19 protein-coding genes and 2 tRNA genes are annotated in these 21,679 nt (G+C 63.7%); 11 read left to right on the top strand and 10 right to left on the bottom strand.

Translation table 11 applies throughout. The features are described 5' to 3' along the window. The first annotated feature begins 8 nt into the window (after positions 1–8). Positions 9–1,853, top strand: a complete 1,845-nt coding sequence (locus OEZ49_RS18120; protein ID WP_263389623.1) for an adenylate/guanylate cyclase domain-containing protein — start codon at positions 9–11, stop codon at positions 1,851–1,853. Between the two features lie 41 nt (positions 1,854–1,894). On the opposite strand, the gene OEZ49_RS18115 is transcribed toward OEZ49_RS18120, so the two are convergent. Beyond that, on the bottom strand, positions 1,895–2,167 hold the full coding sequence (locus tag OEZ49_RS18115) for an NfeD family protein (RefSeq protein ID WP_263389622.1): 273 nt from the start codon (positions 2,165–2,167) through the stop codon (positions 1,895–1,897). Beyond that, positions 2,167–3,057: an SPFH domain-containing protein gene (locus tag OEZ49_RS18110; RefSeq protein WP_164127047.1), complete on the bottom strand. Its 891-nt coding sequence runs from the start codon at positions 3,055–3,057 to the stop codon at positions 2,167–2,169. Before OEZ49_RS18110 ends, OEZ49_RS18115 begins: the two co-directional genes overlap by 1 nt. A 176-nt stretch (positions 3,058–3,233) precedes the next feature. Between OEZ49_RS18110 and tgt the strand changes: the two genes are divergently transcribed. The 5 genes from tgt to OEZ49_RS18085 all read left to right on the top strand — a co-directional run bounded on the left by tgt (position 3,234) and on the right by OEZ49_RS18085 (position 9,181). After that, positions 3,234–4,364 (top strand): tRNA guanosine(34) transglycosylase Tgt, encoded by a 1,131-nt coding sequence (gene tgt / locus OEZ49_RS18105; RefSeq protein WP_263389621.1) that lies wholly within the window; start codon positions 3,234–3,236, stop codon positions 4,362–4,364. A gap of 263 nt (positions 4,365–4,627) precedes the next feature. After that, on the top strand, positions 4,628–5,704 hold the full coding sequence (locus tag OEZ49_RS18100; RefSeq protein WP_317853187.1) for an alkene reductase: 1,077 nt from the start codon (positions 4,628–4,630) through the stop codon (positions 5,702–5,704). A gap of 308 nt (positions 5,705–6,012) precedes the next feature. Then, positions 6,013–8,424 carry an endopeptidase La gene (gene lon / locus OEZ49_RS18095; RefSeq protein WP_263389620.1) on the top strand — a complete coding sequence of 804 codons (2,412 nt, stop codon included), beginning with the start codon at positions 6,013–6,015 and terminating at the stop codon, positions 8,422–8,424. A gap of 147 nt (positions 8,425–8,571) precedes the next feature. Continuing rightward, positions 8,572–9,087, top strand: a complete 516-nt coding sequence (locus tag OEZ49_RS18090; protein WP_263389619.1) for an HU family DNA-binding protein — start codon at positions 8,572–8,574, stop codon at positions 9,085–9,087. Positions 9,088–9,106: 19 nt separating this feature from the next. Continuing rightward, a tRNA-Val gene (locus OEZ49_RS18085) sits at positions 9,107–9,181 on the top strand. Positions 9,182–9,321: 140 nt separating this feature from the next. On the opposite strand, the gene OEZ49_RS18080 is transcribed toward OEZ49_RS18085, so the two are convergent. Next, positions 9,322–10,035, bottom strand: coding sequence for a porin (locus OEZ49_RS18080; protein ID WP_263389618.1), 714 nt, complete (start codon positions 10,033–10,035; stop codon positions 9,322–9,324). 271 nt (positions 10,036–10,306) lie between these two features. Here OEZ49_RS18080 and OEZ49_RS18075 point away from each other — a divergent pair, with 271 nt between their 5' ends. Then, positions 10,307–11,044, top strand: coding sequence for a gamma-glutamylcyclotransferase (locus OEZ49_RS18075; RefSeq protein WP_263389617.1), 738 nt, complete (start codon positions 10,307–10,309; stop codon positions 11,042–11,044). A 108-nt stretch (positions 11,045–11,152) separates the two neighbouring features. Here the strand turns inward: OEZ49_RS18075 and OEZ49_RS18070 are convergent, their stop codons facing one another. From OEZ49_RS18070 to OEZ49_RS18040, 7 genes are all read right to left on the bottom strand, one after another. Then, positions 11,153–12,298, bottom strand: coding sequence for an iron-containing alcohol dehydrogenase (locus tag OEZ49_RS18070; protein WP_263389616.1), 1,146 nt, complete (start codon positions 12,296–12,298; stop codon positions 11,153–11,155). Between the two features lie 5 nt (positions 12,299–12,303). Next, complete coding sequence (locus tag OEZ49_RS18065; protein WP_263389615.1) at positions 12,304–13,680, bottom strand: aldehyde dehydrogenase family protein; 1,377 nt, start codon at positions 13,678–13,680, stop codon at positions 12,304–12,306. Between the two features lie 103 nt (positions 13,681–13,783). Continuing rightward, entirely contained in the window at positions 13,784–15,139 is a 1,356-nt protein-coding gene (locus OEZ49_RS18060) for a glutamine synthetase family protein (RefSeq protein ID WP_263389614.1), read from the bottom strand. 91 nt (positions 15,140–15,230) lie between these two features. After that, a complete protein-coding gene (locus OEZ49_RS18055) occupies positions 15,231–16,265 on the bottom strand; it encodes a TRAP transporter substrate-binding protein (protein WP_164127104.1) in 1,035 nt (344 codons plus the stop codon). Positions 16,266–16,319: 54 nt separating this feature from the next. Further along, a complete protein-coding gene (locus tag OEZ49_RS18050) occupies positions 16,320–17,645 on the bottom strand; it encodes a TRAP transporter large permease (protein WP_263389613.1) in 1,326 nt (441 codons plus the stop codon). 1 nt (position 17,646) lies between these two features. Next, positions 17,647–18,183 (bottom strand): TRAP transporter small permease subunit, encoded by a 537-nt coding sequence (locus tag OEZ49_RS18045; RefSeq protein WP_263389612.1) that lies wholly within the window; start codon positions 18,181–18,183, stop codon positions 17,647–17,649. Positions 18,184–18,199: 16 nt separating this feature from the next. Beyond that, a complete protein-coding gene (locus OEZ49_RS18040) occupies positions 18,200–18,985 on the bottom strand; it encodes an N-formylglutamate amidohydrolase (RefSeq protein WP_397545685.1) in 786 nt (261 codons plus the stop codon). Between the two features lie 104 nt (positions 18,986–19,089). Between OEZ49_RS18040 and OEZ49_RS18035 the strand changes: the two genes are divergently transcribed. The 4 genes from OEZ49_RS18035 (at position 19,090) to OEZ49_RS18020 (ending at position 21,678) form a co-directional block, all read left to right on the top strand. Then, positions 19,090–19,962 (top strand): MurR/RpiR family transcriptional regulator, encoded by an 873-nt coding sequence (locus tag OEZ49_RS18035; protein WP_164127111.1) that lies wholly within the window; start codon positions 19,090–19,092, stop codon positions 19,960–19,962. Positions 19,963–20,061: 99 nt separating this feature from the next. Continuing rightward, positions 20,062–21,000 carry a pirin family protein gene (locus tag OEZ49_RS18030; protein WP_164127113.1) on the top strand — a complete coding sequence of 313 codons (939 nt, stop codon included), beginning with the start codon at positions 20,062–20,064 and terminating at the stop codon, positions 20,998–21,000. Between the two features lie 21 nt (positions 21,001–21,021). Then, entirely contained in the window at positions 21,022–21,540 is a 519-nt protein-coding gene (locus OEZ49_RS18025) for a GNAT family N-acetyltransferase (RefSeq protein ID WP_164127115.1), read from the top strand. 64 nt (positions 21,541–21,604) lie between these two features. Next, positions 21,605–21,678 (top strand) — tRNA-Asp (locus OEZ49_RS18020). Position 21,679: the final 1 nt, after the last annotated feature.

The following is a 21,679-nucleotide window of genomic DNA, read 5'->3' as shown; positions in this document are numbered from 1 at the left end:
AGGGGCGCATGGAACGACGGATCGCTGCCATTCTTGCTGCTGACATGGTCGGGTTCAGCCGCCTCGTCGAGGCTGACGAGATCGGCACGCTTGAGCGGCAGAAAGCCTATCGGCATGACCTGATCGACCCGCTGATCGGGCAGTTCCAGGGACAGGTTGTCAAACTGACCGGCGATGGGTTGATTGCCGAATTCTCCTCGGTCGTGGCTGCCGTGCAATTTGCGCTGACCCTACAGCGTCAGGTCACGGCGCGGGAGCAGGGCCAACCGGAGGATCGCCGGATCAGGTACCGCTTGGCGGTCAACCTGGGTGATGTGATCTTTGACGAGGGCGATGTCTATGGCGACGGGGTGAACATCGCGGCCCGGATGGAGGAGATGGCCGAACCCGGTGGGATTGTCGTTTCCGGCACCGTCTTTGATCTGCTGAAATCGAATGTCGATGCACATTATGAACCGCTGGGAGAGAAGCGGCTCAAGAACATTGCGACCCCGGTCCGGGTTTACCGGGTGGTTCCGGGTCTGGCGCAAGGCGGCGCACGACCCGAGAAGGCGAGGCGGCGCTGGCCGCTGCTGGCGGTTTTTTGCGGCGCGGCCACGGCGATGGCGATCTCACTCTGGGTGATCTATGCCGCGCTGGCCGGAAAGCCGGCAGACCTTGCCCCCGGCAAACCGTCTCTGGCGGTTCTGCCGCTGGACAACCTGAGCGGCGACCCCTCGCAGGATTGGTTTGCCGACGGGCTGAGCGAAGATCTGACCACCGACCTGTCACGGCATCCGGGGCTGTTCGTCATCGCCCGCAACTCGGCCTTTGCTTCGGCGGAAACCGCGCGTGACCCGGTCGAGGTAGCGCGCATGCTGAAGGTGGCCTATGTGATCGAGGGCAGCGTTCGCCGGGTGGGCGAGACGCTGCGGATCAATGTGCAACTGGTCGATGCCGGTACCGGCGGGCATGTCTGGGCCGAAAGGTACGACGGCACGCCCGAGGATGTTCTGGCATTCATAGACGGTGTGTCCGACGCCGTTCTGGGGGCGTTGGATCTGGCCGATCCTCAGAATGGCAAGACCGTGTCCACCGGCGAAACCGGCAATGCCCGGGCATTCGATGCGTTTCTGGAGGGCTGGGGGCGTTACAAACAATTCACACCTGAGGATCTGCTGGCTGCGGTTCCATTGTTCGAGCGAGCGGTGGAACTCGACCCCGGCTATGGTCGGGCCTATGCCGCGCTGGCGGCGACCTACTTCGAAGCCTGGGAGAAATTTTGGTTTCGTGAATTCGGATATGGTCCGACGGAACGGCGGTTCCTGATGGCCAAGGCCGAGCGGTATCTGGACTTGGCCTTGCAGCATCCGACCGGGTTGGCGCATCAGGTCGCAGCGAACATTCACCGGCTGAATGGCCGACGGGAAGATATGTTGCGTTCGGCGACTGCTGCGGTCGAGGCCGAACCGGGCGATCCGGATGGATATGCGGAACTGTCGTTTGCGCTGGTTCTTGAAGGTCGCGCGAAGGACGCGCTGGAAGCTATTGAAACTGCAATGAAGCTGGAGCCCTTGTACCCGGCGCACTATTTGTTGCGCCGGGGCGTCGCACTGTTCCACCTGAGGCGGTATGATGAGGCTGTGGAAATGTTGGAACGGGCCAAGGCGCGAGATCCTGGCAATAAGGAGTTTCCACTATACTGGCTGGCTGCAACCTACGGCCGGATGGGCGAGCTTGAAAAAGCCGATGCCGCGAGAATGGCGAACAAAAATCGAACCACGGTCGATGCGTTGAAGCTCTATCTTCCGTACAAGAACCCAGAAGACTGGGAATTCTTCGCGGAGGGGATGCGCAAGGCCGGATTCAGATAGGCGCGTTCGCAGGCCGGACCTGTGACCGTTCCAGTCCGGGCTCAGCCGTTGATGTCGTCCTTAAAGCGTTTCACCTGGCCATGGGGCAGGGCGAATGTCCGGCGCAGGATCAGCCAGGCGACGAGCGACAGGGCAGAGAAGATCAGCAGAAGCACCGGCAGCGACGGGGTCACCGCCAGCAGCATCAGCCCGGTCACCGCCGCGCCGATGGCGAAGCCCAGGAAGATGAAGCCGGGCAGCAGCATCTCGACCACCCCCAGCACCAGCGCACCGGCAAGCCAGAGCCACCAGACGGACCAGAGCGTGTCAGCCATCATTTGCCCCCTTTCAGCAGCTTGAAGGCGTCGCCAAAGGCTTCGAGCGCGTTGGCGGGCAGGATGATGGTCTGTTTCCCGGCGCCATTGCCCAGGGCATTGAGCGCCTCGACCTGTTTCAGTGCCACCTGGTATTGCGCCGCCTCAAGCCCGTGGGCGGCGATGGCGCGGGCCACGACCTCGGTCGCATAGGCCTCGGCCTCGGCCTGGATTCGGCGGGCCTTGGCGGTCTGTTCGGCGGCATACAGCTCGGCATCTGCGTTAAGCTCGACCGCGCGCTTGGCGCCTTCGGCCTTGGTCACCTGGGCGCGGCGTTCGCGTTCGGCATTCAGCTGTTGCAGCATGGCGTCGCGGGTGGCCTGATCGAGGTTCACATCCAGGATCTCGGCCCGGGTGACCTCAATCCCCCAATCGTCCACCGCGTCCTCGACCGAGGATTTGATGGTGGAGATCAGCTGCGCCCGGTTCGATTGCACCTCGTCCAGGTCCATCTTGCCGATCTCGGCCCGCACGATGCCGGCCACGGTGGTGGAGATGGCGCCGTCGACATCGCGGATGCGATAGACGGTCTTTTCCGGTTCGGTGATGCGGTAGAAGACGGATGTGTCCACCTGCACCAGCACGTTGTCCTTGGTGATCGCGTCCTGGCTGGCGGTGGGGAGTTGGCGTTCGAGGATCGAGATCTTGTGCCGGACCACATCGAGGAAAGGCACGATGAAGTTGATGCCCGGCCCGAGCACCGCATGCAGCCGTCCGAAGCGTTCGACCACGAATTTCTCGGATTGGGGCACGATGCGGATGCCCTTGAGAATGACCACGACGATGAAGATCGCGGCAGCGAGATAGAAGATGTTCTGGGTGACGAGTCCGATGATCTGGTCTTCGGTCATGCTGTGCCCTCGTGTTTTGTGTACTATGGTATACATATGGGGCGTGTCTTGCCGCCGTTCAATACAGGTATGGGCTGTATCGCCCGCCGCGCAAAGGGGGAATTAGGGCGCGCGGCTTGCATTGCGGGCGCGCTTGGGGCAAAGCCTGCCCGGTTGACCCGAGCCGCGAGGATGAGATGAGCGAGCGTTTCTCTTTTGACCTGCATGCCCGTGATGGCAAGGCGCGGACCGGTGTGATCCAGACGCCGCGCGGCGCGGTGCGCACACCGGCCTTCATGCCGGTGGGGACGGCGGCGACGGTCAAGGCGATGATGCCCGAAAGCGTGCGCGCCACCGGCGCCGATATCCTGTTGGGCAATACCTATCACCTGATGCTGCGGCCGACGGCCGAGCGGATCGACCGGCTGGGCGGGCTGCACAAGTTCATGAACTGGGAGCGGCCGATCCTGACCGACAGCGGCGGGTTCCAGGTGATGTCGCTGGCGGGGCTCAGGAAGCTGACCGAGAAGGGCGTGACGTTCAAATCCCATATCGACGGGTCCAAGCACGAGCTGACGCCGGAACGGTCGATGGAGATCCAGCGGCTGCTGGGCAGCGACATCGTGATGTGTTTCGACGAATGTCCGGCGCTGCCTGCCGACCGCGACCGGATCGCGGAGTCGATGCGGCTTTCGATGCGGTGGGCCGAACGCTCGCGCGCGGCCTTTGGCGACCGGCCGGGGCATGCGCTCTTTGGGATCATGCAGGGCGGGCTGGAGCAGGATCTGCGCGAGGAGAGCGCCGAGGCGCTGAAGGCCATCGGGTTTGAGGGTTATGCCGTGGGCGGCCTGGCGGTGGGTGAGGGGCAAGAGGCGATGTTCGACTGTCTCGACTATGCGCCCGGTTTCCTGCCCGAGGACAAGCCGCGCTACCTGATGGGGGTGGGCAAGCCCGACGATATCGTCGGCGCCGTCAAGCGTGGCATCGACATGATGGATTGTGTGCTGCCGTCCCGCTCGGGCCGCACCGGGCAGGTGTTTACCCGCCACGGGGTTCTGAACATCAAGAACGCCCGGCACATAGACGACCCGCGCCCGCTGGACGAGGCCTGCACCTGTCCGGCCTGCCGCAATTTCAGCCGCGCCTATCTGCACCACGTTTTCCGCAGTCAAGAGATCATCAGTTCGATGCTGCTGACATGGCACAACCTGCATTATTTCCAGGAGATCATGGCGGGGATGCGCGAGGCCATTGCGGCGGGTACCTTTGCCGCCTGGGAGGCGGATTTCCACGCGGGCCGGGCGCAGGGCGATATCGAACCGCTCTGACGGCGCGGGCCATGCCCGGGGGGGCATGGCGGGGTTGCGCTAAGAACCCGGTTCTGCTGGCCGGGGGCTCTGGCGGGAGGATTTCCCTGCATGGGCAGAGATGGAACAAAGATGCGGTGATCGTGGCAATGGGGTGATGTCTTCCCTGACGTCCTGTGCCGGTATGGTCCGGCCGGGGTTGCGCATCGCCTGACAGGGCTTAGCTCTGGCTGAACCGGTTGCGGTGCCGATGCGTGCGGCCGGACGATGACAGGAGACCTATCGTGACCGAGACACTGTTTACCCCCCTGAAGGCTGGCGAAATCGCGCTGAAGAACCGGATCGTGATGGCGCCGCTGACGCGGAACCGGGCGGATGACACCACTGGCGTCGTGTTCGACCGTCATGCGGAATATTACGCCCAACGCGCCAGCGCCGGGTTGCTGATCACCGAGGGCGCGCAGATCAGCGACGAGGGCAAGGGCTATATCCAGACGCCGGGTATCCATACGCCCGAGCAGGTGGCCGCCTGGCGCAAGGTGACCGATGCGGTCCATGCAAGGGGCGGCAAGATCGTGATCCAGCTGTGGCATGTGGGGCGGATTTCGCACAGCTCGCTGTTGCCGGGCGGGCAGGCGCCGGTCTCGGCCTCGGCGATTGCCGCGAAGGCCAAGACCTTTACCCATAACGGGTTCGAGCACACGTCGGAGCCGCGCGCGCTGGAGACGGATGAGATTGCCCGTGTCGTGGCCGATTACGCCCATGCCACCCGCTCTGCGCGCGAGGCCGGGTTCGATGGTGTCGAGATCCATGCCGCCAACGGCTATTTGATCGAGCAGTTCCTGAAGGATGGCAGCAACCGGCGCGCAGATGAATATGGCGGATCGGTGGAGAACCGGGCCCGGTTCCTGTTCGAGGTGCTGGATGCCGTCGTAGGCGCCTGGGATGCCGCCCATGTCGGTATCCGGCTGTCGCCGTTTACCACGGTGAACGGGATTTCCGAGAGCGATCCGGTGGCCACCTATACGCCGGTCATCGAAAGGCTGGATCGCTATGGGCTGGCCTATCTGCACATGATCGAGGGCCAGACCGGCGGCGCGCGCGAAGGCGCGTTTGACGATCTGCGCAAGCTCTGGACCGGGACCTATATGGGCAACAATGGCTATGACCGGGCCAGCGCGATTGCGCGGGTGCGCTCGGGCGCGGTGGATCTGGTGGCCTTTGGCAGACCCTATATTGCCAATCCCGATCTGGTCGAGCGGCTGGCCGCCGACGCGCCGCTGAACGCGGGGGATACCGCCACTTATTACGGCGGTGGCGACGCAGGCTATACCGATTACCCGGTGTTGCAGACGGCCTGATCTGGTCGTCTCGTGCCCGGCTGGGCCTTGTTCCGGGCTTATGGGGCGGGGCGGCGATACGGCGCTCCTGCGCGGGGGCGCAGATCGCCCCGCCCGCCGTCCCGCAGGAATTTGCCGCCGGAATTCTTCGAGTCGGGTTTTGCGCTCTTGCGGTCGCCGGATACTCGCGTCATGCTGCGCGACACCAATCCGTTTGAGCGGTTGAAAAAGGGGGGCGGGCGCCCCACCTTTACACCCCGAGACAGGAGATGGCTGGGGGTCGCCTATGACAGGGACCAGTGCCATCTTGCCAATGATAAGGATAGAGCATGCAAGAGCCTCTGAACGCCTCTTACCCCGTCCTGCCGCTGCGCGACATCGTCGTGTTTCCGCATATGATCGTGCCGCTGTTCGTGGGCCGCGAGAAATCGGTGCGGGCGCTGGAAGAGGTGATGCAGGACGACAAGCAGATCCTGCTGTCGAGCCAGATCGACCCGGGCGTCGACGACCCCACCATCGACGGCATATATCGCGCCGGTGTGCTGGCCAATGTGTTGCAGTTGCTGAAGCTGCCCGATGGCACGGTCAAGGTTCTGGTCGAGGGCCAGGCGCGGGTGAAGATCACCGAATTCCTTGAGAACGAAGACTTTTTCGAGGCGCGCGCCGAGTATGTGACCGAGATTCCGGGCGATGTGACCACGACCCAGGCGCTGATCCGCACAGTGGGTGATGAGTTCGAACGCTATGCCAAGGTGCGCAAGAACATCCCCGAGGAGGCGCTGTCGGCGGTGGGTGAGACCACCGAGCCCGCCAAGCTGGCCGATCTGGTCGCCGGGCATCTGGGCATTGAAGTGGGCCAGAAACAGGACCTGCTCGAGACCCTGTCGATCAGCGAGCGGCTGGAGAAGGTCTATGGCCTGATGCAGGGCGAGTTGAGCGTTCTTCAGGTCGAGAAGAAGATCAAGACCCGCGTCAAGTCGCAGATGGAGAAGACCCAGCGCGAGTATTACCTGAACGAACAGATGAAGGCGATCCAGCGCGAGCTGGGCGATGGCGAAGAGGGTGCCGGCGAGATTGCCGAGCTGGAAGAGAAGATCGGCGCCACGAAGCTGTCGAAAGAGGCGCGCGAGAAGGCCGAGGCCGAGCTGAAGAAGCTCAAGAACATGTCGCCCATGTCCGCCGAGGCCACGGTTGTGCGCAACTATCTCGACTGGCTGCTGTCGATCCCGTGGGGCGTGAAAAGCCGGGTCAAGAAGGACCTGGGCCGCGCCGAAGAGGTGCTGGACGCCGATCACTATGGTCTGGAGAAGGTCAAGGAACGGATCGTCGAATATCTGGCGGTGCAGCAGCGCAGCCAGAAGCTGAAAGGCCCGATCCTGTGCCTTGTCGGCCCGCCGGGCGTGGGCAAGACCAGCCTGGGCAAGTCGGTGGCCAAGGCCACGGGGCGCGAGTTCATCCGCATCTCGTTGGGCGGGGTTCGCGACGAGAGCGAGATCCGTGGCCATCGCCGGACCTATATCGGCTCGATGCCGGGCAAGATCATCCAGTCGCTGAAGAAGGCCAAGACCACCAATCCGCTGATCCTGCTCGATGAGATCGACAAGATGGGGCAGGATTTCAGGGGCGACCCGGCCAGCGCGATGCTGGAGGTTCTGGATCCGGAACAGAACAGCACCTTTGTCGACCACTACATGGAAGTGGAATACGACCTGTCGAACGTGATGTTCCTGACCACGTCCAACAGCTACAACATGCCCGGGCCGCTTCTGGACCGGATGGAGATCATTCCGCTGGCCGGTTACACCGAGGACGAAAAGCGCGAGATCGCGCATCGACACCTGCTGCCGAAGCAGACCAAGAACCATGGTCTGAAGGCGAAGGAGTTCGAACTGACCGAGGCGGCGCTGACCGACATCATCCGCTATTACACCCGCGAGGCCGGGGTGCGGAACCTGGAGCGCGAGATTGCCAAGATCTGCCGCAAGGCGCTGACCAAAATCCTCAAGAAATCCGCCGAACGGGTCGAGGTGACCCCGGCGAACCTGGAGGATTTCCTGGGTGTGCGGCGGTTCAAGTTCGGGCTGGCAGAAAAGGACGACCAGGTCGGTGTGGTGACCGGGCTGGCCTGGACCAGTGTCGGCGGCGATCTGTTGTCGATCGAGGCGCTGCGTCTGCCGGGCAAGGGCCGGATGAAGACCACCGGCAAGCTGGGCGACGTGATGAAGGAATCGATCGACGCGGCGGCGTCGTACGTGCACTCGATCGCGCCGTCGATCGGGGTGAAACCGCCGCGGCTGAACCGTTGGGACATTCACGTGCACGTGCCCGAGGGTGCCACGCCCAAGGACGGCCCGAGCGCGGGTATCGCGATGGTGACCTCGATCGTGTCGGTCCTGACCCAGATTCCGGTGCGCAAGGATATCGCGATGACCGGTGAGGTCACCCTGCGTGGTAATGTGCTGGCCATCGGCGGGCTCAAGGAGAAGCTGCTGGCGGCGCTCAGGGGCGGCGTCAAGACGGTGCTGATCCCGGCCGAGAACGAAAAGGACCTGCCGGAGATTCCGGACAATGTGAAGGAAGGGCTGGAGATCATACCGGTCGCCCATGTCTCCGAGGTTCTGAAACTGGCGCTGGTGCGGCAGCCCGAGCCGGTGGAATGGGACGAGGTGGCCGAGGAAGAGGCCGCCGCCGCGAAGAGCGTTGTCTCGGGCGGCGAGGGGGCATCGGCCACCGCGCATTGATCAGCGGCACAGACGATGGGAAAGGCGGGCGCAAATGCCCGCCTTTCTTGTATTCTGGGAACAGGTTTCAACTAATTGTTCGGACACTGTAGCCACATTGGCAACAGTTGAGTAATTTGGCGCAAAACGGAACCAAGAGGCGAGATCATGGCAAAACGCACGACCCGGACGCCGAGCACGACCCGGAAAACCACCGCCCGCAGCCCGCGCAAGGCGCCGGTTGCGTCGAAAGAGACCGACACACAGGACCCCTCCGAACAACTGGCAACACCGCTGCCCGAAGTCATCCGGAGCCTTGCCGAAAGCGATGTGGAGGAGGCCGAGTCGGTCGATGCCGATGCCGATGCCGATGCCGAGGACGTTGATGTCGGAGACGACGGCAACGAGTTGCGCAAACGCGAGCTGATCGACCTGGTTGTTGCCCGTTCGGAGGTGAAGAAGAAGTTCGCCAAACCGGCGGTCGAGGCGATGCTGGCCATTCTTGGCGAGGCAATCTCGGACGGGCGCAGTCTGAACCTGTCGCCGATGGGCAAGCTGAAGGTGAACAGGTCCACCGACAAGGGCACGGGACAGGTGATTATCTGCAAGCTGCGGCGCAGCACGCAAGACAGCGCGCCGGTGGAAAAACTTGACCAGGACCCCCTTGCAGAGCCTGCCGAGTAACGCTAATAACCGGCCTCACGGGTGATTAGCTCAGTGGTAGAGCGCTTCGTTCACATCGAAGATGTCAGGAGTTCAAATCTCTTATCACCCACCAGATTTCAGGGCCGCCAGGTGAAAACCTGGCGGTTTTTCTTTGTGCCGCCGGCGGTTGCGTCGGGTAGTTGATGTGGCCTGGCAAAGGAATTGGCCCCCGCTGAATTGTTCAGAAGGGGCCATGTGCAGGGGGGTGCCGGATCAGAGGCCGGGCAGGCGGTCGAGCAGGGCGCGGCGGCCGAATGTCGTGCCGGGTCGGTCGCCAAGGTCGAACCGCAGGCCGACGCCGACAAAGGCATCGTTGCTCTTGAAATTCGCCACGCGGGCATTGCCGGTGCCCAATTCGCCATACAGGTTGACGCCGCTGCCCAGGCCATAGTCGGCGCCGATGGCCATGCGGGTCATGTCCGAGCCGACCTTGTTGTCCATGTAATCGACGCTGGCGTTCAGGCTGAGGGGGCCGTTGCCGACATCGCTGCTGATCTTGGCTCCGAGCAGGGTGGCGTTGCTGCCCTGGACCCGGCCACGGGAGAAGTAGCCTTCGAGCCGGATGGTGGTGAAGTCATAAGCGCCTTCGAGGCCATAGAAGTTGCGGTCGATGCCGCCACCATCCTCGGTGCCCCAGAACCCGCCCACTGCGCCGCCATAGCCGAACTGGTAGATGCCGTGCAGCGTGGCGCTGCGGCCGCTGCCGCCGATCTGGTCGAACTTGTAGTAGCCAAGGTCCAACTGGGTCGAGACCGAGGTGCCGAGCGCCAGCTCGAACGAGCCTTGCAGCGCCTGGCGGGCGCCCTTGGACTTGCTGGTGAACTGGTAGTGGTTGACGTCGATATTCGCGCCGACCAACCCTTGTGCCGACAGGCTAGCGGGCATCAGGCCAATGGCCAGTGCCGCCGCAACCGCGCGGAGTTTCATGTTCCTGCTCCTTTGCCTGATGCGCGTGACCGCGCGGGCGCTTTTCGCGCTCTCTGGTCCGCAGAATAGCTGAGCCGTGGAATCAGGTAAAGGCTCTTGATTCAAAAGACGGAATCTTGTGTGGACCCGACATCGGAACAGCGTGGCGGATACGGGGCCACGGTGGCATCATCGGCCGGAGGGAGGCGGCCCGTCGCATCTGCAAGCGGGAAATCGGATTTCGGTCAGATCCCCTCTGTTCCCCCGGCCGAAAACATGGCTAACTCCGGCCATGCCCTTTCCGCACCATGTCTTCCGCCATACTCCGGCGCTTCGAGGTCTGATCACGCCGCCAGACGAATCCGAATTGCGCTTTGGCCTGGATCGTTTTGCCGAGTTGGATATCCAGGCGGAAAAGGAGGGCTGGCCGCCCGGTTGGCGGATGGAACATGACGCAAGGGAAGCGAACCGGCTTGGCGTTCTAGAGGGCCGCATGGTGCAGGATCTCTGGGTCTTTGCCTATGGCTCGCTCATCTGGGACCCGGCGGTTCAGGTGGAGGAATACAGGTACGGCACCTTGCCGGGGTGGCGTCGGAGTTTCTGTATGCGGCTCGAAGGCGGGCGCGGCAGTTTTGCGCGGCCCGGATTGATGGCGGCCCTGGACGAAGGCGGGCATTGCGACGGCGTCGCGATGCGCATTTCCGGGCCGCTGGTCGATCAGGAAACGCAGTTCATGTGGCGTCGCGAGATGTTTTCGGGCGCCTATCGACCATTGTTTCTGGAGGTGGCCACGCCGCAGGGCCCGGTCGAGGCGCTGACCTTTGTAATGGATCGGGACAATCGTCGATATATGCCGGATCTGCCCGAGGACGACGCCGCGCGGATGATCGCTGTGGCGGAGGGCAATCTTGGTCCCAATTTTGCCTACCTGGATTCGCTGGTTCGGCATCTCGACGAGCTTGGTATCGCGGATGACGACATGCATCGGCTGCACGCGCGCGCGCAAAACTACCGCTTGGGAGCAATGTAATCGCGGCGCAGAGGCGTATGTCCCTTGGGGCAGGCCGGTGGTGTCGTGAATTCGGGTGTCAGTGGGTTGACCTGTGCCCGGCGCGATGGAACGCGCCGGGCAGTCGGGTTAGAGCAGCGCTTCGAACAGTTTGCGGGTGTTCTCGGCGGTCATCTGGACCGGGTTGCCACCGGTCGAGGGGTCGTTCAGCGCGTCGCGCACCAGGATGTCGAGGTTCGGATCCTTGACGCCCAGGTCTGTCAGGGTTTTCGGGATGCCGAGCGACGTGTTCAGATCATCGACATAGGCCGCAAACCCGTCGAACCCGCCCGCGATGCCCAGATAGGCGGCGGCCTCGGCCAGCACGCCCTCGGCCGCGGGGCGGTTGAATTGCAGCACGGCGGGCATGCAGACCGCGTTGGTGGTGCCGTGATGGGTGTGGTGATGCGCGCCGATGGGGTGGGACAGCGCATGGATGGCGCCCAGCCCCTTCTGGAAGGCGGTGGCGCCCATGGCGGCGGCCGACATCATATGCGCGCGCGCCTCAAGGTCCGACCCGTCGGCATAGGCGCGGGGCAGGTATTCCTTGACCAGCCGCATGCCTTCCAGCGCGATGCCCTGGCTCATCGGGTGGTAATGGGGCGAGCAATAGGCCTCGACACAATGGGCAAAGGCATCCAGGCCGGTGCCGGCGGTGATGAATTTCGGCATGCCCATGGTCAGTTCCGGGTCGCAGATCACCACCTTGGGCAGCATCAGCGGGTGGAAGATGATCTTTTTCTCATGGGTGTCCGAATTGGTGATCACGCCTGCACGGCCGACCTCGGACCCGGTACCGGCGGTGGTGGGCACGGCCACGATCGGGTGAATGCCTGCCGGGTCGGCGCGGGTCCACCAGTCGCCGATATCCTCGAAATCCCAGAGCGGGCGGGTCTGGCCCGCCATGAAGGCCAGCGTCTTGCCCAGGTCCAGCCCCGAGCCGCCGCCAAAGGCGACGACGCCGTCGTACCCGCCCTCGCGATAGACCTTGAGCCCCGCCTCGACATTGCGGTCGGAGGGGTTGGGGTCGACATCCGAGAACATCGCCCGGCCAAGGCCCGCGGCCTCCATCAGGTCGAGCGTGCGGGTGGTGATCTCCATCGCGGCCAGCCCCTTGTCGGTGACCAGCAGCGGCTTGGAGATACCAGCGGCCTTGCAGGCCTCGGCGATCTCGGCGATCCGCCCCGCGCCAAAGCGGATGGCGGTGGGATAGGACCAGTTTCCAACAAGTTTCATGGGCCTCAAGCCTTTTTCAGGTGGTAGGATTTGGGACGGGTCAGGGCGTGGAAGCCCAGCACGGACAGGCCCGCGCCGCGGCCGGTATCCTTGCAGCCGGTCCAGCAGAGCGCCGGGTCAAGATAATCGCAGCGGTTCATGAACACGGTGCCGGTTTCCAGCCGCTTGCCGATCTCGTCGGCGCGGGCGGTGTCGCGGGTCCAGATCGAGGCGGTCAGCCCGAACTGGCAGTCGTTCATCAGCGCAATCGCCTCTTCGTCATCGGCGACGGGCATGATGCCCACGACGGGCCCGAAGGTCTCTTCGCGCATGATCTCCATGTCATGGGTGACATTGGTCAGGATCTGCGGCGTCAGATAGGCGCCGCCGTCATCCTGCGGGAACCGTTCGATATGGGCGGTCGCGCCCTTGGCGATGGCATCCTCGATCTGGTCGCGGGCGACCCGGGCAAAGCGGACATTGGCCATCGGCCCGATGGTGGTCTCGGAATCCAGCGGGTTGCCCAGCTTGTAGCTGTTCACCAGCGCCACCGCCTTGTCGACAAAGGCGTTGAACAGGCTCGCATGTACATAGATCCGCTCGATCCCGCAACAGCACTGGCCCGAGTTGAACATGGCCCCGTCGATCAGCGTCTCGACGGCGGCTTCCAGATCTGCGTCGGCGCGGACATAGCCCGGATCCTTGCCGCCCAGCTCGGTCGAGACGGGGATGAAGGTACCGGCGGCGGCGCGTTCCATCGCCTGGCCGCCCCGGACCGAACCGGTGAAGTTGACGAAGTTCACCTTGCGGCCGGAAATCAGCTCGGCGGTGGTGTCGTGGTCCAGCACGATGTTTTGGAACACGTCCTCGGGGATGCCCGCGGCATGAAACGCCTCGGCCATCCGCTCGCCCACCTGCAAGGTCTGGGCGGCATGTTTCAGGATCACCGTATTGCCCGCCATCAGCGCGGGCGCCACCGTGTTGATCGCGGTCATATAGGGATAGTTCCAGGGCGCCACCACCAGCACCACGCCAAAGGGCTCGCGCTCGATCTTGCGCAGAAAGGCATCGCTGTCCTCGACCACCAGCGGCGCCAGCGCGCTTTCGGCGATTCCGGCCATATAGGTGGCACGCTCGTTGAAGCCGCCGAACTCGCCGCCATAGCGGACAGGGCGGCCCATCTGATAGGCCAGTTCCACCGCCATGCGGTCGGTGGTCTTGCCCACCTCGGCCACCGCCGCCAGCACAAGTGTCACGCGCTCGGCCAGGGGGCGTGCCGCCCATGCGGCTTGCGCGGCGCGCGCGCGGTCGGCGGCGCCCATGGCCGCCTCTCGCGTGGCCACCGGCCGCTCCAGATAAACCGATCCGTCGATCGGCGAGATGCATTTGACTGTCTGAGCCATCACGATCCTCTTGGCGCCCTTGCGCCCTTCCTCTTGCCCGAAATATCCCGGGGGTGAATGCCGCGCCAGCGGCAGAGGGGGCTGGCCCCCTCCTTGTCTGGCCTTAAGCCTTTTCGAAACCGCGGGCGATTTCCCAATCGGTCACCACGCGGTCAAACTCCTCCTGCTCCCATTCGGCGCAGCGGGTATAGTGGTCGACCACCCAATCCCCCATCGCGGCGCGCAGCATGGCCGAGTTGCGCAGCGTCTCGGTCGCGGCGCGCAGGGTGCGGGGGATCTCGCCGGCATCGGCATTGTCATAGACATCGCCGCTTGTCGCAGGCGCCAGTTCGAGCTTTTCCTCCAGTCCCCGGATACCGGCGGCCAGCAGCGCGGCCTGGGCCAGATAGGGGTTCAGGTCGGCGCCGCCGATGCGGCATTCCATCCGCACACCCTTGCTGCCTTCGCCGCACAGGCGGAAGCCGGCGGTGCGGTTGTCCACCGACCAGACGGTCTTGGTGGGGGCAAACGTGCCCTTCATGAAGCGTTTGTAGCTGTTCACGTAGGGCGCAAGGAAGAACGTGTAATCGGGAGCATACTTGATCATCCCGGCGCAGAACTGGCGCATCAGTTCGGACATGCCGTGCGGCGCGTCCTTGTCATAGAAGGCCGGTTCCGATCCGCGCCAGAGCGACAGGTGCACGTGGCTCGACGAGCCGACGCGGGTATGGTGCCATTTCGGCAGGAAGCTGGCGGCATGGCCGTGCTGGTCGGCGATGTCCTTGGTGGCCATCTTGGCGATCGAGTGGTGATCGGCGTTTGCCAGCGCATCGGCATAACGGACGTTCAGCTCGCCCTGGCCGGCCTCGGCCTCGCCCTTGGTGCATTCGACCTGGATGCCGGCGGCATAGAGATGGTTGCGCAGCGGGCGCATCACATGCTCTTCACGGGTGGTGGCGAGGATGTGGTAATCCTGGTTGTAGCCGCCAAAGGTGGCGAGATCGCTGAAGCCCGACTTGCGGATCTCGGCAAAGCTCTTCTCGAACATGAAGAATTCAAGCTCGGTCGCCATCATGGGCGTCAGGCCCATCTCGGCCAGACGCGCGATCTGGGCCTTGAGAACCTGGCGGGGCGAATGCGGCACCGGTTCGTGGGTGTGGTGGTCGAGCAGGTCGCAGAGCACCATCACCGTGCCTTCGAGCCAGGGCATCGGACGCAGGGTCGAGAGGTCGGGCTTCATCACATAGTCGCCATAGCCCGCCTGCCAGCTGGTCGCCTGGTAACCGTCGGGTGTGGCCATTTCCAGATCGGTGGCCAGTAGGTAATTGCAGCAATGGGTTTCCTGCCAGGCGCTGTCGAGGAAGTTCTGCGCATGGAAGCGCTTGCCCATCAGGCGGCCCTGCATGTCGACGGCACAGACCAGAACCGTATCCACCGAGCCGTCGGCAACCTGAGCCTTGAGTGTTTCGAACGTGAGCATGTGCGACCTTTGAGTTGGAGAGAGAATTTTCGGCGAAAATTCCCGGGCATGTGGAGGCCGGTCCGCGACTGTCGCGGACCGGCGGTTTGGATCAGCCGTAGCGGTAGGGGCGTCCGGCCTTGGCCATGTCGGCGTTGTACTTCTTGAAGATCTCGACGACCTTTGCCTTGGTTTCCGACTCGGCCGCGATCTCGTCCCAGAACTTGATGGCGGCGGCTTCGACCTGGTTCCATTCGCTGTCGGGGATGGAGGTCAGCTGCATCTTGGTGCCGTTGACGCGCAAGGATGCCTCGCCGCCCCAATACCACCACTGACGGTAGTAGTGCGACTGCTCGCAGCAGAGCGTGAACAGCGCCTTGAGGTCTTCGGGCAGTTCGTTCCAGCGGTCCATGTTGGCAAAGAAATGGCCGATCCAGGCGCCCGAGATGTTGTTGGTCAGGAAGTAGTTGGTCACATCGGCCCAGCCGACGGTGTAATCCTCGGTGATGCCCGACCAGGCGATACCGTCGAGCTCGCCGGTCTGTACCGCGACCTCGATATCCTCCCACGGGAGCGTCACCGGCACCACGCCGAACTGCGACAGGAAGCGGCCCGCGGTGGGGAAGGTGAAGACGCGCTTGCCGTTCAGGTCGGCCAAGCTGTTGATCGGGTCCTTGGTGGCGAAATGGCAGGGATCCCAGGATCCGGCCGAGACGTGCTTGACGCCGACCTTGGAATATTCGGCATCCCAGATCTCGTTCAGGCCATACTGGTTGAACAGCACCGGCACGTCGAGGGAGTAGCGCGAGGCGAAGGGGAAATAGCCGCCGAACACGGTGACCTCGGTGGGCGAGGCCATGGAGTCGTCATCGGACTGCACCGCGTCGATGGTGCCGCGCTGCATGGCGCGGAACAGCTCTCCGGTTGGCACCAGCTGATCGGCAAAGAAGAGCTCGATCTGCATGCGGTCACCGGCGATCTGGTTGAACATGTTGATGGCGGGCACCACGACATGTTCGGCCAGGGCGGCACCGGCATAGGTCTGCATCCGCCACTTGATGGTCGATTGCGCCAGTGCGGGGGTGGCCAGCGGCGCGGCCGCCGCACCGACAGCGGCGGTGGTCAGAAACTTGCGTCTTGTGGTCATCGGTTGTCTCCCAGTTGCAAAAAGGTGGATTGAAAGCCCCGGTTCACTCCGGGATCACTTGTTGTAGACATATTCGGGCAGCCACAGCGCGATCTGTGGAAAGACCATGATGATCGTCAGGGCCAGCACCATCACCAGCACGAAAGGCAGGATCGAGCCGTAGATGTCGCGCAGGGTGATCTCGGGCGGAGCCATGGCCCGCATCAGGAACAGGTTATAGCCGAATGGCGGTGTCATATAGGCGATTTGTGTCGTGATGGTATAAAGCACACCATACCAGATCAGGTCGAAGCCAAGCGCGCCCACCAGCGGCACGTAAAGCGGCGCCACGATCACCAGCATCGCGGTGTCGTCCAGGAAGGTGCCCATGACGATGAAGCTGAGCTGCATCAGGATCAGGATCATCCAGGGGTTGAGGCCCAGTCTCTCGGTGAAAAGGTTCTCGATCGCCTTGACCGCGCCCAGCCCGTCGAACACCGCGCCAAAGGCCAGTGCGGCCAGGATGATCCACATGAACATGCAGGAGATGCCCAGGGTGGAGCGGACCGAAACCTCGAACACCTGGCGGGTCATCCGACCCTTGAGCACGGCGGCCAGAAAGGCCGTGAGCGCGCCGATGGCCGAGCTTTCGACGAGCGAGGTCCAGCCGTTGACAAAGGGCACCATCATCGCCGCGAAGATGCCCAGCGGCAGCAGGCCCGCGCGCAGGAGACGCAGTTTCTCACCCATGGGCACGTCACGCTCCTCGGGCGAGAGGGCGGGGCCGAGGGAGGGGTTCAGCTTGCAGCGGATGGCGATGTAGAGAATGAACATGGCAGCCATCATCAGGCCCGGCAAAACGCCCGCCAGCCAGAGCTGGCCCACCGGTTGGCGCGCGATCATGGCATAGAGCACCAGTACCACCGACGGCGGCACCAGAATCCCCAGGCTGGACCCGGCCTGAATGACGCCTGTCACCATCTTCTTGTCATAGCCGCGTTTGAGGAGTTCCGGCAGCGCGATGGTGGCACCAATGGCCATGCCCGCGACAGAAAGCCCGTTCATCGCCGAGATCAGCACCATCAACCCGATGGTGCCGATGGCCAGCCCGCCGTTCAGGCCGCCCATCCAGACATGGAACATCTTGTAGAGGTCGTCGGCGATCTTGGATTCCGACAGCACGTAACCCATGAAGATGAACATCGGCAGCGTCAGCAGCGGATACCATTTCATCAGCTTCATCGCCGCCGAAAAGCCGATGTCATAGCCGCCCCGGTCGCCCCAGAGGAGCAGCGAGGCCAGCACCGCGACAAAGCCGATGGCGCCGAACACCCGCTGGCCGGTCATCAGCATGATCATCATCGTGCTGAACATCAAAATGGCGATCAGTTCATAGGACATGTCAGATCACCTCGCGCGGGATGTCTTCGCCGCGGATACGCAGGATGTCCTTGGCCAGTTCGGAAAGGGCCTGCAACAGCATCAGGAGGATGCCCAGACACATGATCACCTTGATCGGCCAGAGGACCGGGCGCCAGGCGGTGGGGCTGCGCTCGCCATATTGGAAGGAATAGCTGAGGCTGTCATAGCCGCCATAGAGCAGCACACCGAGATAGAAGATCAGGAACAGGACAGAGAAGGCATCGGTCCATGCCTTGCGCTTTTCCGACCACTCGCCATAGAGCAGGTCCATCCGCACGTTCGAGCCCATCTGGATCGAATAAGGGCCCCCGAGGATGTAATAGGCGACCATGGCAAATTGCGCCATTTCCAGCGTCCAGAGCGAGGGGTTGATGTCAAAACCCAGATCGCTGCCGACCTTGGAGAAGCTGGACCAGAGCAGGATGCCCATCATCGCGAAGATGCCATACATCACGACCCGGCCGATCCGGCGGTTCATCCGGTCGACCGTCCGGACATATGCGCGTAGCGCGTTCATGCCTTTACCTCTGTTGTCATGACCGGCCTCCCGCAGGGGCCAGTTCGTTTATGGTGGCGGCCAGCATCGGCGCCAGTAGCCCGGCCAGGCGGTTGACGCCGGCGGGCGTGTCGATGAGGTCATTCTTGACCTCGATCATCACGTTGGGAAGGCCGCGCGCGATGGCATGTTCCCGCAAGGTATGGGTGACGCCGTCGGTGGCGGAGTAAGGCTCGTTCAGCGCAGCCCGCAGGCCCGAGCCCTCGGCCGCGCGCAGCAGGAGCTGTGCGGCGCGGTCGTCGCTGTCATGCAGGATGCCCAGTTCGACGTCGCGGGTCTTGCCCTGGTAGATTGGGGTGAAGCTGTGGATGGTGATCAGAACGGTTGGGCCCGGGCGGGCCTCCAGCGTATCGGCCAGAAGCTGGCGGAACGGGTGGTAGACGTCGCGGGCGCGCCGGTTGCGGTCGGCCTCGCTCAGGCCTGTGTTTCCGGGAATGGCAAAGACCTCGCTTTGCGCGGGCATCGCGTCGGGGCGGTGCGGCGGGCGGTTGCAGTCATAGACCAGACGGCTGACGCGGGAATAGACCAGCGGCGCATCGAGCGCGCCCGAGAGTTCCACCGAAAGCTCCATCGCGCCGATGTCCCAGGCCGCGTGAGAGCGGGCGGCGGCGGCGTCCAGTCCCAGACCGCCAAGCGCGGCGGGAATGAACCGGCTGGCATGTTCGCACACCAAGAGTGCGGCCGCAGCCCCGCGCGGGTTCAGCACACGTGCGGCGGGCCCTTCGATTTGGGACAGCACAGGGGAATCGGGTTTAGTGATCATGTGTAGCATTGGTTACATATCGGACAGGGCTGTCAAGAAAGTTTCTGTAGACATGATTACAGAAAGGGGTACGCTGAAACAAATGCTAGAGAAAAGGCCCGCGCGTGCCCCAGACAACGAAACTGGTCAAACAGCGAATTCAGGACGAGACGGAGCAACTGACCCGTTCGGAACGGCAGCTCGCATCGGTTCTGTTACAGGATTACCCGATGGGTGGGCTGCAATCGATCACCAAGCTGGCCGCTGCCGCCGGTGTGTCGACACCGACGGTGATCCGGATGGCGCGCAAGCTGGGGTTCGACGGGTTTCCCGACTTGCAGGACGCGCTGCGCGACGAGGTGGCGGCCCAGATCAAGAAACCGATCTCGAAACGCGATGGATGGGTGGTGGACGAAGGGGCGGAACACCCGCTGATGCGGTTTGCACAGGTGGTCTGGGCCAATATGCGCCACACGCTGGAGCGGATCGACACCGCGATGTTCGACAAGGTGGCGGCGATCCTGGCCGATACCGGGCGGCATCTCTATGTGGTGGGCGGGCGGATCACGCGATCGAACGCGGATTACCTGTTCAACCACATGCAGATCATCCGGCCCAATGTCACCATGCTGGGCAATTCCGCCAACGTCTGGCCGCAATACCTGCTGGATATGGACGAAGGCTCGGTCCTGGTGATCTTTGACATCCGCCGTTACGAGGCGCATCTGGAGAAGCTGGCGCAGATCGCCAGCGAGCGGGGGGTTACGGTGATCCTGTTCACCGATCAATGGGGTTCTCCCATCGGGCGGGTGGCGAACCTGACCTTTAACGGGCTGGTCGAGGCGCCGTCGAGCTGGGACAGCACCATTGCGCTGCAACTGATCGTCGAGGCGCTGATCGCCGAGGTGCAGGGCGCCCGCTGGGAGGAGAGCAAGGAGCGGATCGAGGAACTGGAGGCGATGTTCTCTTCGACCCGGCTGTTCCGCAGTCCGACCTAACATTGTGCGTTTGCGCACATTAAATCGCAATTTCTTTCCAATTGTGCGATTTCATGTGGGTGCTACCTTTGTCTCGTCACACGCGAACGGAGGACTGAGATGAGCTGGAACCCCTTGTTGGATACCCATGTGCCGATTGGCGATGCCGTGGATGCCATCGAAACGGTGATCGTGCCGCGCGCCCGCGATCTGGGCGGCTTCGAGGTGCGCCGCGCCCTGCCGGCGCCGCGCCGCCAGATGGTGGGGCCGTTCATCTTTTTCGACCAGATGGGGCCAGCCGAGTTCCTGACCGGGCAGGGGATAGACGTGCGGCCGCATCCCCATATCGGGCTGGCCACGGTGACCTATCTCTACAAGGGTCGGCTGCACCATCGTGACAGCCTGGGCACCGATCAGTGGATCGAGCCCGGCGCGGTCAACTGGATGGTTGCGGGCAACGGGGTCACCCATTCCGAACGCACCGACGACGAGGCGCGCAAGGCCCCCTTGCAGATGTTCGGAATCCAGACCTGGGTCGCGCTGCCGGAGCATCTGGAGGAGACCGGGGCAAGCTTCGAGCACACCCCGGCCGAGGCATTGCCGGAGCTGGAAGGTGAGGGCAAGCGCGTGCGGCTGATTCTAGGCGATGCCTGGGGCGCGGCGGCGCCTGTCTCCACCACCTCCGAGATGTTCTATGCGGACGCGGTTCTGCAACCGGGCGCGGCGCTGCCGCTGCCGGACAATCACGAGGACCGGGGCGTCTATGTCGTGGGCGGCTCGGTCGAGGTGGCCGGGCAGGTCTTTGACACCGGGCGCATGATGGTGTTCCGCCCCGGCGACCGGCTGAGCCTGAAGGCGGGGCCGCAGGGGGCGCGGCTGATGCTGCTGGGCGGCGCCACGATGGGTGGTCCGCGTCATATCTGGTGGAACTTCGTGGCCACCAGCAAGGACCGGATCGAGGCCGCCAAGGAAGCCTGGCGCGCGGGCGACTGGATGCATGGCCGGTTCCGTCTGCCGCCGGGAGACGATCAGGAGTTCACGCCCTTGCCTGCGCGGTGAGAAACTGGCAGGGGACGGGCCATGACCATACGACCTGCTACAGCCCGCGACCTGCCCGCGATCCGCGACCTGCATCTTGCCAACTGGCGTGCCTCATATGCCGGTGCCTTGCCGGAGGCGTTTCTGGGCGCGCCGGTGGCGCAGGAGATGGCCGCGCGCTGGGCGGCGCTGCCGCCGGTGGGCGATATCCTGCTGGTGGCGGGCGCGGGTGAGGGATTCGTCCTGGTGCGCCCGGGCCACCCGGAGGGGCCGCTGATCGAAAGCCTGCATGTCGCGGCCGAGGCGCGCGGCAGCGGTCTGGGAGAGGCGCTGTTGCGTGCGGCGGCGGCAGAACTGGATCGGCGCGGGCACCGCGCCATGTGGTTGGAAGTCTTGGACGAAAACACCGCCGCGCGCCGGTTCTACAAGCGTATGAGTGGCGTCGAAGGGCCTGTTTTTGCGGACGAAATCTGTGGCAACCCGGTACCGGCGCGCAAGATCCACTGGGCGCGGTTGGACAATTTTCCGGGTGCGGGCGAAAAAAATGCGAAACCTGCTTGACGATGCCGGAGCGGGGCCATAATACACCCAAACGTTCCGCAGGGAACGCCATATCACGCAGCGCGCGGTTGTAGCTCAGTCGGTTAGAGTACCGGCCTGTCACGCCGGGGGTCGCGGGTTCGAGCCCCGTCAACCGCGC

The sequence above is a fragment of the Ruegeria marisflavi genome (genome assembly GCF_025673445.1).
GTDB lineage: Bacteria > Pseudomonadota > Alphaproteobacteria > Rhodobacterales > Rhodobacteraceae > Ruegeria_B > Ruegeria_B marisflavi.
The sequence above is the reverse complement of the archived record's forward strand: the minus strand, read 5'-3'. Positions and strand labels throughout refer to the sequence as shown.